Origin of the sequence: Nakamurella sp. PAMC28650 (genome assembly GCF_014303395.1) — a bacterium.
Lineage (GTDB): Bacteria > Actinomycetota > Actinomycetes > Mycobacteriales > Nakamurellaceae > Nakamurella.
Genome location: NZ_CP060298.1, coordinates 1,567,501 through 1,579,111 on the forward strand (window position 1 = coordinate 1,567,501; position 11,611 = coordinate 1,579,111).

The following is an 11,611-nucleotide window of genomic DNA, read 5'->3' on the forward strand; positions in this document are numbered from 1 at the left end:
GTGCCCCAGTAGCAGCAACGTCCTGCAAAGTGATCGCGATAGCGATCACTTTGCAGGACGTCAGCGGCGGCTGTGGCAGGACGTCAGCGGCTGTGTCAGTGCCCGCGGACGACCCACTCGTCGAGCTGCGGCGCTTCGGCGCCGATCGTCGTGTCATCCCCGTGACCGGTGTGCACCACGGTCTCCGACGGGAGGTTCAGCAGGCGCGAGCTGATCGATTCGACGATGGTCGGGAAGTCGGAGAACGACCGCCCGGTGGCACCCGGGCCGCCGCTGAACAGCGTGTCGCCGCTGAACAGGGCGTCGAGCGCGGGGAAGTAGATGCAGACCGCTCCGGGTGCGTGGCCCGGCGTGTGCAGAACGGTGCCCTCGACGCCGGCGACCGAGATGATCTGGCCGTCCGACAGGTCGGCGTCCGGACGACGGTCCTCGTGCTTCATCCCCCACAGATGGGCATCGGCCGGGTGCAGCAGGATCGGGGCCCCGGTGAGGTCGGCGAGGGCTGGAGCTGCGTCGATGTGGTCGTCGTGGCCATGGGTGCACAGGATCGCGACCACCTTCCGGCCGCCGATCGCGTCAGCGATCTTCTTCGCATCGTGGGCGGCGTCGATGACGAGCACCTCGGCGTCGTCCCCGACCAGCCAGACGTTGTTGTCCACGTCCCACGTCCCGCCGTCCAGCGAGAACGTACCGGATGTGACGACCTTGTCGATGCGCGCTGCCACGAGTCTCCTTCTGTCGGTGCCGGACTGCCGCGCCGTCCCTCACGAGCGTGACACGAGAGGATACCGGCCGGAGCTGGGACTCTAGCCTTTCACGAACGCCCGATGTTCGGGCGGCGTCCGGTTCCTCTCGCGCATTGGGTAAGTGCAGGCTAAGCTGACCTCGTGAGCCAGAAGATGCCGAAGAAGGAGTGCTGCGTCGACAAGCCGCGCTGCGGTCGATGCCCGCTTCGCATGCTCGCCGAGGGCACCCTGCCGGCCGGTTACACGGTCAAGAAACGGAAGTTGGTCAAGGTCAGGTAGCGGGGTTCCGACCGCGATGTCCCGGACGTTGCGGCGGTTGCGGGGGGTTGCGACGGCGGCGTCGAGAGGACTCAGACGTACTCGGGAGCGGTGAGCAGGAGCCACTGGGCCAGGTGCGCGGCAAAGGAACTGCGGACCAGCACCTTCACCAGGTCGTCGTCGGTCCAGGCCGGCCCGTCGCTGAACACGACCACCGCGCACTGTGCGAGAAGGGTCTGCGCGCAGGTACTCTCGGGCAGCCGGTCCAGGTCGATCGCGAGACCGTGCGCGAGCAGCTTCCTCGCGTTCCGTCCGGAGATCCGCAGCATCGTGCGGGAGGCCGACACGTCAGTCACCGCTGCCGGTTCGTCCCCGATGGCCGCCCGCAGGCGTTGCTCGATCTCGGCGCCGTGGCCGGGCCCGGCCAGGATCAGGAACTCGTCAGGACCGAGGGCCAGCACCGCGTCGCTGTGCGCGTAGGTGACGCCGCCCGTGCTGCCAGGCAGCGCCGTGCCGAGGGCAGTCGCCGCCGCCCCGGCGGCCGCCGACCCCTTCGTGACCCGCAACAGGACCTGTGTCATCAGAGCGGACTCGCCGATCCGGACGCCCGCGTGGCCACCGCGGGACAGTGCAGCGAAGGCCTCGTGGTATCCGAACAGTGGTGAGATCGGAAGTGCGGCATGGATGCTCGGCCCCGGAACGGGCTCGCCGTCACCACCGGGGTCGCCGTCGCGCCGAAGCCCGTCTGGATCGACCACCACCGGGCTCGCGACGCGGGCGGGCTGCGGCACACCGTCGACGACGACGTACACCGTGCTGCCGATGCGGGCCCGCCCGCCCTTGAGCAGGGCCAGCGCGAAGGTCCGGTCCAGCGCGGCCGACGGGTAGGACGAGGTGACGTGCCCGACCATCGGCACCGGAGGTTCCGGCAGTTCGGACAGCTCCACGATCTGGGCGCCTTCGGGAAGCAGCAACCCGGGATCCACCGTCAGGAGCGCGATCAGGTTCTTGCGGTCCGGTCGAGAGTTGTCCTCGCGCGCGAACGAACGCTTGCCGATGAAGTCCGGCTTCTTCTTCGAGACAGCCCAGCCCATCCCGAGATCCTGTGGCGTGATGGTGCCGTCGGTGTCCTGGCCGATGATGGGATAACCCTTCTCGGCCCGCAGGACGTGCATCGCCTCGGTCCCGTAGGGGACCAGGCCGACCGGTTCGCCCACCTTCCAGACCGCGTCCCACAACGCAGCGGCCTCATGCCAGGCCACGTTGATCTCGTAGGCGAGTTCTCCGGAGAAAGAGATGCGGGCGACCCGCGCGGTCAGCCCCGCGACCGTGCAGTCCCGCCAGGCCATGAAGGGAAATTCCTCGTTGGCGACGGCTAGACCCGGTGCCAGCGCGGACAGCAGTGCGCGGGAACGGGGCCCGACCAGAGCCATGGTCGCCCACTGCTCGGTCACCGAGCAACACCACACGCGCAGTTCCGGCCACTCGGTCTGGAGCCATTCCTCCATCCAGTCCAGGATCTTCGCGGCGTTCCCGGTGGTGGTGGTGACCAGGTAGCGGTCGGCGGCCAGGCGGAAGACGGTGCCGTCGTCCATGGCCATGCCGTCCGGCCCGCACATGACGCCGTAGCGGATCACGCCGACCTTCAGGCTCGACATCAGATTGGTGTAGAGCATGTCCAGGAAGGCGGGTGCGTCCGGTCCCTGGACGTCGATCTTGCCGAGCGTCGAGCCGTCCATGAACGCGACATTCGTTCTGGCTGCGACACATTCGCGCGCCACGGCGGAATGCATGTCCTCGCCGTCGACCGGGTAGAACCACGGTCGCTTCCACTGCCCGACGTTCTCGAACCGTGCGCCGTTGGCCACGTGCCAGGGGTGGGCGCCGGTGGTGCGCACCGGGTCGTAGAGGTCGCCGCGTTCCCGTCCGGCCAAGGCCGCGAACGAGATCGGCGTGTAGGGCGGCCGGTAGGTGGTGGTCCCGAGATCGCCGGGTTCGACCCCGAGGACGTGGGCGATCACCGCGGTCGCGAGCACGCCTGAGGTCTTGCCCTGATCGTGCGCGGTCCCGGCGGTGGTGTAGCGCTTGACGTGTTCGACCGACGCCAGTCCGGCGCCGGTCGCGCGCATCAGATCCGCGACGGTGACGTCTCTCTGGACGTCGACGAAGTGGTCGGTCAGGCCGGCGGGATCGTCGGAATCGCCGGTCACCAGGTACAGCTGCGCGCCCGGTGCGATCTCCAGCAGCAGGTCGTCGTCGGGGGGCAGGATGATCGCATTGCCGGTCAGCCCGGTGTTGCCGCCGACCGCAGCCCCGTCCGCCACGCATTCGGCGGTGGTGCGCAGTCCGCTGGCCGACCCGATGACGGTCACACGCTGACGTGCGCCGGCGGGCAGGAACGAGCCGATGGCTGAGTCGAACTCCAACCGGCCGCCGGCCTGCGAATACAGATGTACGGCCGGGTTCCAGCCACCGGAGACCGCCAGCAGATCCGCTGGTACGGAGATGGTGTCGCCGTCCGGCAGGGTGACCAGCACGGCGGTCAGCGCGCCGTCCGGACCGGTCAGGGTGCCACTGACGACGCTCCCGATCAGAACCGTCCCGGTGCTCAGTTCCGGCGTCGGGTCCGGGACCTGGTCGGCAGGCAGGCGAGGGTCGACGACGATGACCGAGGCGCCTACTGCCATCAGTTCGCCCGCCACCCGGTAGCCGTCGTCGTGCGCGGTGAACAGGACGACCTGATCGCCGGCCAGCACGCCGTAGCGCTGCAGGTAGACGCGGACGGATTCGGCGAGCATCACGCCGGGAACGTCGTTGCCCGAGAAGACGATCGGCCGCTCGTGGGCGCCGGTGGCCAGCACCACCCGGGCCGAGCGGATACGCCAGATGCGTTCGCGCACCGCACCTTCGGTGGTCTGCGCACTCAGGTGGCCGGTCATCCGCTGCACCGCGATCAGGAAGTTGTCGTCGTAGTAGCCCGTCACCGTGGTGCGCTGCAGGTGCACGACGTTCGGCAGGGTGGCCAGTTCGCGGACGAGGTCGGCGGCCCAGCTCATCTCGGCGCGGGTCAGCAGTGCCCCGCCGGGTTGGGGGCGCTCGTCGATCAGCAGCACGCGCTCGCCACCACGGGCGGCGGTGAGGGCGGCCGACAGCCCGGCCGGCCCGGCGCCGACGATCGTCACCTCGCAGTGGTGGTGGACCGCGTCGTAGGTGTGGGGATCACCGGCGGGCCAGGCACTGTCGTCGGCCAGCCGACCCTGACCGTAGATGCTGGACGCGGCAAGACCATCGACCGCTTCCACGGTGGTGGCGGTGAGCATCGGCTCCGGGAACGGCCGCTCCACCTGGATGACGCCGGTGGGTTCCTCGGCCCCGGCCGACATGATGCCGCGGGGACGGCCGAGCATGACGGAGTGCCCAGCGACCCGGATACCGGAGGCCAGCATGGCCGAAGCCAACGAGTCGCCGTGGAAGGCGTCGAGGCGTCGGCCGTCGAACGTCACGTCCAGGGGTTGGTTCCGGTCGATGCGCCCACCCGAGGCCAGCCTGCTGCCCGTCATGCCGTGGCCCCGGTGGTGGTAGCCCCAGAAACGTTGTCGGCCACCAGGTCCGGGCGCGGCGTACCGGCACGGTAGACCGCCAGGAATTCGTACGTCACGGTGTCCCGCACGGCGTTGAACCAGCGTCGGCAACCGGCCGAGTGCAGCCACCGTTCGGCGAACGCACCTTTGGTGTTGTCGCGGAAGAAGAGGTACTCCGACCACTCCTGATCGGTCAGGTGCGCGCCGCCGGCCTCGGGGTACGGCACATGTGCCTGGCCGCCGTAGTGGAACTCGTTCTCGTTGCGGGGCCCGCATTCCGGGCAGTCGATCAACATCATGGTCCGTGTGCTCCGTGCTACGAGGAAGAAAGAATCAGTGGGCGACGGCGGCAGCGCCGTGTTCGTCGACGAGACGGCCGGTGGCGAAGCGTTCGAGAGAGAATTCCGCCATCAGATCCGGGACCTTGCCGGTGGCGATCAGCTCGGCCATCTGATGCCCGACTCCGCAGGTGGCCTTGAAACCGCCGGTGCCCCAACCACAGTTGACGTACAGGTTCTCCACCGGGGTGAGGCCCATGATCGCCGAGGCGTCCGGCGTCGTGTCCACGATGCCGCCCCAGGTGCGCAGCACGTGCGCGCGGGCGAAGATCGGGAAGAGCTCGACGGCGGCGGACATCTGGCGTTCTATGACGTGGAACGCACCACGCTGGCCGTAGCCGTTGTACGTGTCGACGCCGGCGCCCATCACGAGTTCACCCTTGTGGGCCTGCGAGACGTACACGTGCACGGCATTCGACATCACGACCGTCGGGTGGACCGTCTCGAGCAGTTCGGACACCAACGCCTGCAATGGATGTGACTGGATGGGGAGACGGAAGCCGGCCATCGCGGCCAGCATCGAGGAATGCCCGGCGCCCACCATCGCCACCGCGTCCGCAGTGATCGGGCCCTGCGAGGTCTGCACGCCGGTGACCTTGCCGCCGGCGATGTCGATGCCCGTCACCTCGCAGTTCTGGATCAGGTCGATGCCGGCCGCATCCGCGGACCGCGCGAAGCCCCAGGCCACGTAGTCGTGCTTGGCGATTCCGCCCCGCGGCTGGTACGTGCCGCCGAGCACCGGATAGCGGATGTTGTCGCTGATGTTCAGGATCGGGCAGATCTCCTTGGCGCCCTTGGCATCCACCCACTCCGCGTCGATGCCGTTCAGCTTGTTCGCCTCGACCCGGCGACGGGAGTCCCGGATGTCGGTGAGCGAGTGATCCAGGTTCAGCACCCCTCGCTGGGAGAACAGGATCGGATAGTCCAGGTCCTGGTCAAGCGTCTCCCAGAGCTTCAGCGAGTGCTCGTAGAAGCCCGCGCTCGCGTCCCACAGGTAGTTGGACCGGATGATCGTCGTGTTGCGGGCCATGTTCCCGCCGGCCAGCCAGCCCTTTTCCAGCACGGCGACATCGGTGATCCCGAGCTTGGCCAGGTAGTGGGCGGTGGCCAGCCCGTGGCCACCTCCGCCGATCAGGATGACCTGGTAGTGATGCTTGGGTTCCGGTGTGCGCCAGAGGAACTCCGGATGTTCGGGGAGGCCGGCACCCGGCGGAACCTGCGGCGTCACGTGATGTCCTTTCGTGCAGAACGGGAGCTAGTAGGCGAGATCGGGGTAGAGCGGGTGCGAGCCGGTCAGAGCGGCGACACGCGCCTTCAGCGACGAGGCCAGTTCGTGGTCCAGCTCGCCGACCGGCGCGATCAGGGCGGCGGCGATGATGTCGCCGACCTCGGCGAAATCGGCGTCGCCGAATCCGCGGGTTGACAACGCCGGCGTCCCGATGCGCAGCCCCGAGGTGACCATCGGCGGGCGGGGGTCGAAGGGCACGGCATTGCGGTTGACGGTGATGCCGATCGAGTGCAGCCGGTCCTCGGCGGACTTGCCGTCCAGGTCGGAGTTGCGGAGGTCGACGAGCACGAGATGCACGTCGGTGCCGCCGGTCAGCACGCTGATGCCGGCTGCCGTGACGTCATCTGCGACCAGCCGCTTCGCCACCAGCGATGCGCCGCGGAGGGTCCGTCCGGCGCGCTCGGCGAACGACGGGTCGGCGGCCATCTTGAAGGCGACGGCCTTGCCGGCGATGACGTGCTCGAGTGGACCGCCCTGCTGCCCCGGGAAGACGGCGGAGTTGATCTTCTTGGCCAGCGCGGCGTCGTTCGTCATGATGACGCCGCCGCGGGGGCCGCCCAGGGTCTTGTGCGTGGTCGTGGTGGTGACGTGCGCGTGGGGGATCGGCGACGGGTGCAGGCCGGCGGCGACCAGGCCGGAGAAGTGGGCCATGTCGACCATCAGGTAGGCGCCGACCTCGTCGGCGATCTGCCGGAATCGGGCGAAGTCGAGCTGCCGCGGGTACGCCGACCACCCGGCGATGATCAGCTGCGGTCGGTGCTCACGCGCCAGCCTCGCGACCTCGTCCATGTCGACGCGGTGGTCCTCCTTGGACACCTCGTAGGCGGTGGCGTGGTAGAGCAGACCGGAGAAGTTGATCCGCATGCCGTGGGTCAGGTGGCCGCCGTGGGCCAGGGACAGGCCCAGGATGGTGTCGCCCGGCTTGATCAACGCCTGCATCGCGGCGGCATTGGCCTGCGCGCCCGAGTGGGGCTGGACGTTGGCGAAGTCCGCACCGAAGAGAGCCTTGAGGCGGTCGATGGCCAGCTGCTCGATGACGTCGACGAACTCGCAGCCGCCGTAGTAGCGACGCCCCGGGTAGCCCTCGGCGTACTTGTTGGTCAGCACGCTGCCCTGGGCCTGCATGACCGAGACCTGTGCGAAGTTCTCGCTGGCGATCATCTCCAGCGTGCTCTGCTGGCGGTGCAGCTCGAGGGCGATCTGGGCGGCGACCTCCGGGTCGGCCTCGGCCAGTCCGGCGTCGAGCCCGGGCCATGGCGTCGTGGGCGCGGCCGGCGCGGTCAGTTCTTCGGTGGCTGGTGCTTCGGTGATCGTCATCGCGAGCTCTCCCTGATGGTGTGCGCCGTTGACAGCTGGTGCCGCCGGCCGAAGGCGCGGTGTGCGGGCACGGGAGCCGATCGCCCGTATCCGCTGTCCACCGTAGTGAGGTCGGCCGGAAATCCCCATCCCCGCAGATCAGGGGTGAACCTCAGCATCGGATCTTCTTCATCTCCGGGTCGAACGCCGGTTCGGCCGTGACCACCGCCCGGTAACGATCGCCGAAGTAGCCGATCTCCACCGCCGTCCCCGGAGCCGTCAAGTCGGCCGGGAGCCAGGCGTAGGCCAACGGGACCCCCAGCGTGTAGGAGTACGCCGCGGAGGTGACGTAGCCGACCGCCGCCCGGCCTGGGCCGGTCGCGCTCATGATCGGGTCGATTCCTGCCCCACCTGTCACATCTGGGCCAACTTCGTGAGCGCCTTCGATGTTGATCAGCGCGGGAGTGGCGGGCGCGGGGTAGACCGGCTCGGAACCCAGGACGATGTCGTTGGGTCCGTCGACGGTCAGCAGGCACAGGCGCCTGCCGTCGTCTTCGCGGGCCACCAGCGCCTGCTTGCCGAGGAACTCCTGGTCGGGCTTGACCGCGAAGTCGACCCCGGCCTGGATCGGCGTGTGCTCGTTCGTCATGTCGCCGCCGAAGCTCCGGTAACCCTTCTCGATGCGCAGCGCGTTGAAGGCCCCGCGGCCGGCGGCGATGATGCCGTGCTCGGCGCCCGCCTTCATCAGCAGGTCCCACAGCACCAGCCCCTGGTCGGCGGTGGTGTAGAGCTCCCAGCCCAGTTCGCCGACGTAGGACAGCCGCATCGCGGTCACCTCGACGGTGCCCAGGAAGCACGTCTGGGCCCGGAAGTACTTGAAGCCGGCGTTGGAGAAGTCGGCATCCGTGAGGGGTTGGACGACGTCGCGGGCCCGCGGACCCCAGATGCCGATGCAGCAGGTCCCTGCGGTGATGTCCCGGACCTGCACGGCGGAGCCTGACGGCAGATGACGCCGCATCCAGTCGAGGTCGATCGCGCCGTTCGCCCCGACCTGGTAGTGCTCGGGGCCGAGGCGAGCGACCGTGACGTCGGAGCGGATGCCGCCATCGACGTCGAGCATCAGGCAGTAGGTGACCGAGCCGATGGACTTCGCCATCTTTCCGGTGACCAGGCTCTGCAGGAATTCGGTGGAACCGGTCCCGGTCACCTCGATCCGCTTGAGTGCCGTCATGTCGTAGATCGCGACGTCGGTGCGGGTGACCGCCGCCTCGGCGGCGATGGTGGGGGACCAGAACTGCGCGGCCCAGTCACCCGGCGTCGGGATGTGCCACCCGGTGTTGCGATCGCCGGCGACCAGCGCGTCGTTGGCCGCATACCAGTGCGGCCGTTCCCAGCCGCTCGCCTCGAGGAACTTCCCACCCAGCTCTACCTGACGCAGGTAGAACGGCGAGGTGCGCAACGGGCGCGAATGGTTCATCGGTTCCAGCGGGTGCAGGATGTCGTAGACCTCGACGAAGTTCTGGCAGTCCTTGGCCTGGATGTAGGCGGGGCCGAGCTGATGCCGCTCGAAGCGGTTGAGGTCGCAGGCGTGCACGTCGAAGCTCTTGCTGAAGCCGTCGATGATCCACTCCGCCATCGCCCTCGCCACACCGGCGGAATGGGTGACCCAGACTGCTTCGGCGGTCCAGAAGCCGTCGATGGTGGCGTGCGGGCCGATCAGCGGCATGTTGTCGGTGGTGAACGAGAACACACCGTTGAAAGCAGTTTTCAGTTCCAACTCGCCGAGACTGGGGAGGATCCGGGCGGTCTCGGCCAGTGGGAATTCGAAGTCGGCCGGGGTGAAGTCCAGTATCGAGGGCTGGCCGCCGGCCGCCTCCGCAGCGCGCCAGGACGCGAGATCACCTGCCTTCACCGGCATCGGCCGGTGGCGGTAGGAACCGATCCCGAGCCCGGTGCCGTTCTCGCGGTAGTACAGATCGGCGTCCTGGTGACGCAGCACCGGACGGACGGACTCGACGGTGCGGCCGGCGAGGTCGTCGACCGGGCCGGTCCAGACGAACTGGTGGGCAAGGGGGGTCAGGGCCAACGTCTGGCCGACCATGGCGGCCACCTTCGGTCCCCAGATGCCGGCGCAGCACACGACGATGTCGGCCGGGAGGTCGCCCTGGTCCGTGCGGACCCCGGTGACCCGGTTCCCGGCCGTCAGGACGTCGAGCACCTCGTGACGGGGGAGAACCGTTGCGCCCCTGGAGACCGCCCGGCCCAGTTGGGCCCCGACGGCCCGGACGGCCTTCGCGATCCCGTCGTCGGGGACGAACAGCCCGCCGTGGATGGCGCTGGGCTCCAACAGGTCCCAGGTCCGGACGGTCTCGGCCGGGTCCAGCAGCCGGGCCCCGGGAACCCCCCAGGACTGTGCGTAGCCGAAGCGCCGCTCGAGTTCGACCGCGCGTTCGGGCGTCGTGGCGATCTCGAGTCCGCCGACCGGCAGATAGCACGGATCACCCTGGTAGGTCAGGTTCTTGAACTTGTCCACCGTGTACATGGCGAACTCGCTCATCACCTTGCTGCCGTTGGTCTGGAAGACGACACCCGGTGCGTGCGACGTGGAACCGCCGGAGACGGGCAGTGGGCCGCCGTCCACCACGGTGACGTTCGTCCAGCCGCGCGCGGTGATCTCGTCGGCCAGACTGGCGCCGACGATGCCGCCCCCGATGATGACGACCGACGGCTGAGCGGCGGTTCCTGATGTCATCTTTCCTCCGGTTCCGTAATACGCAACGCTCCGCGCTGTATGCAACAACCCTGTGTCGAATCACAGTGATCGAGCGCGGAGCGGCTGTCAAGGGTTTGCTGATCACGGTCCGGGGAGCGGAACCGACAGGATGGGTCGGTTCTGCTCCCCGGAACGGTGATCCCTACTTGCCGAGCCAGGCGTTGACCTTGGCGGGGTTCGCGTCGATCCACTTCTTCGCGGCAGCCTCGGGGGTCATCTTGTCCGCGGTGATGTACTTCGCGACCAGGTTCTGGTCGTCGTTGGTCCAGTGGAAGTTCTTGATCAGGGCGGCGGCCGGCGAACCGGAGTTCGCCAACTTCGCCGACATGATCTTGTTCAGGTTGTAGTTCGGGTAGTCACAGGCGATCTTCTGCAGATCGGTGTCGCAGCCGGGGGTGTACTTGGGCAGGTTGATCTTGGTCAGCGGCACCTCGGACAGGAACCACTGCGGTGAGTAGAAGTAGCCGATCACCGGCGTGTTGTTCTGCTGGCCGGTGCGGAAGGCCTGGATCAGCGCCGCCTCGGAGCCGGCGTAGACGACCTTGTAGTTCAACTTCAGGTTCGTCACCAATGCCGCGTCGTTGGTGACGAATGACGGGTCACCGTCGAGAAGCTGGCCCTGGCCGCCGGACTCGGAGGTGGCGAACTTGCTCGCATACTTGTTCAGGTTCTGCCAGTTGGTGATGTCCGGGAATTCCTTGAGGGTGGCCGGCGTGACGTACCAGCCGATCTGCCCGAGGTTGCCCGTCAGGCCGGCGTCGACGGCCACCTTCTGCTGGGTGATGTACTTCAGCGTCAGGTCGTCGTGGCCCCAGTTCTCCATGATCACGTCGATCTGGCCGGTCGGGAAGCCCTGCCACGCCAGCTGTTCGGCCAGTGCCTTCTGGTTCACCCGGCATTTCAGGTCGTTCTTCAGGATGTAGGTGACGACGGCGGCGTCGGCCGTGTACCCCACCCAGTCGTTCATCGCCATGTTGATAGGCGCGCTGCAGGTGCCGCTCACCGGGAGCATCTTGGCGGTGCTGGCAGCGCCGGAGCCCGCTGCGGTGGAACTGCCCGCGGACGCTGCCGAAGTCGCGCTGGAGGCCGGCGCGGCGGACGCGGCGGACGCGGCGGACGCGGAGGACGCGGCCGGCGTACTGGCGGCTGCGGAGGGCGAGGAGGAGGCGCCGCCGGCCTGGTTCACCGTCGCGGCGCAGGCGCTGGAGATGAGCAGGCCGAGCGCGGTCAGCCCGATGCCGAGCCTCTTGACGGTCGTTGACTGGGTGTGGCGCATGTGGTGCTCCTAGATCTTCGGGGGTGGGATGGGGTGGGCGGTCAGGTCTGCTCGT

Annotated in this window: 9 protein-coding genes; 2 read left to right on the forward strand and 7 right to left on the reverse strand. The window is 68.3% G+C overall.

Translation table 11 applies throughout. From position 1 onward, the window contains the following. Positions 1–95: 95 nt before the first annotated feature. Complete coding sequence (locus H7F38_RS07055; RefSeq protein ID WP_187093453.1) at positions 96–725, reverse strand: MBL fold metallo-hydrolase; 630 nt, start codon at positions 723–725, stop codon at positions 96–98. Between the two features lie 162 nt (positions 726–887). Here H7F38_RS07055 and H7F38_RS07060 point away from each other — a divergent pair, with 162 nt between their 5' ends. Continuing rightward, positions 888–1,025, forward strand: coding sequence for a hypothetical protein (locus H7F38_RS07060; protein WP_187095006.1), 138 nt, complete (start codon positions 888–890; stop codon positions 1,023–1,025). Positions 1,026–1,096: 71 nt separating this feature from the next. On the opposite strand, the gene H7F38_RS07065 is transcribed toward H7F38_RS07060, so the two are convergent. The 6 genes from H7F38_RS07065 to H7F38_RS07090 form a co-directional block, all read right to left on the reverse strand. Next, positions 1,097–4,564 carry a 2Fe-2S iron-sulfur cluster-binding protein gene (locus tag H7F38_RS07065; protein WP_187093454.1) on the reverse strand — a complete coding sequence of 1,156 codons (3,468 nt, stop codon included), beginning with the start codon at positions 4,562–4,564 and terminating at the stop codon, positions 1,097–1,099. Next, positions 4,561–4,884: a sarcosine oxidase subunit delta gene (locus H7F38_RS07070; protein ID WP_187093455.1), complete on the reverse strand. Its 324-nt coding sequence runs from the start codon at positions 4,882–4,884 to the stop codon at positions 4,561–4,563. Before H7F38_RS07070 ends, H7F38_RS07065 begins: the two co-directional genes overlap by 4 nt. A 34-nt stretch (positions 4,885–4,918) precedes the next feature. Then, positions 4,919–6,151, reverse strand: coding sequence for a sarcosine oxidase subunit beta family protein (locus tag H7F38_RS07075; RefSeq protein WP_187093456.1), 1,233 nt, complete (start codon positions 6,149–6,151; stop codon positions 4,919–4,921). A gap of 27 nt (positions 6,152–6,178) precedes the next feature. Then, positions 6,179–7,528: a serine hydroxymethyltransferase gene (gene glyA, locus H7F38_RS07080; protein WP_187093457.1), complete on the reverse strand. Its 1,350-nt coding sequence runs from the start codon at positions 7,526–7,528 to the stop codon at positions 6,179–6,181. Between the two features lie 151 nt (positions 7,529–7,679). Beyond that, positions 7,680–10,259, reverse strand: a complete 2,580-nt coding sequence (locus H7F38_RS07085; protein ID WP_187093458.1) for an FAD-dependent oxidoreductase — start codon at positions 10,257–10,259, stop codon at positions 7,680–7,682. 163 nt (positions 10,260–10,422) lie between these two features. Then, a complete protein-coding gene (locus tag H7F38_RS07090; RefSeq protein WP_222618515.1) occupies positions 10,423–11,247 on the reverse strand; it encodes an ABC transporter substrate-binding protein in 825 nt (274 codons plus the stop codon). Here H7F38_RS07090 and H7F38_RS07095 point away from each other — a divergent pair. Beyond that, on the forward strand, positions 11,225–11,569 hold the full coding sequence (locus tag H7F38_RS07095) for a hypothetical protein (RefSeq protein ID WP_187095007.1): 345 nt from the start codon (positions 11,225–11,227) through the stop codon (positions 11,567–11,569). The genes H7F38_RS07090 and H7F38_RS07095 overlap by 23 nt on opposite strands. Positions 11,570–11,611 lie beyond the last annotated feature (42 nt).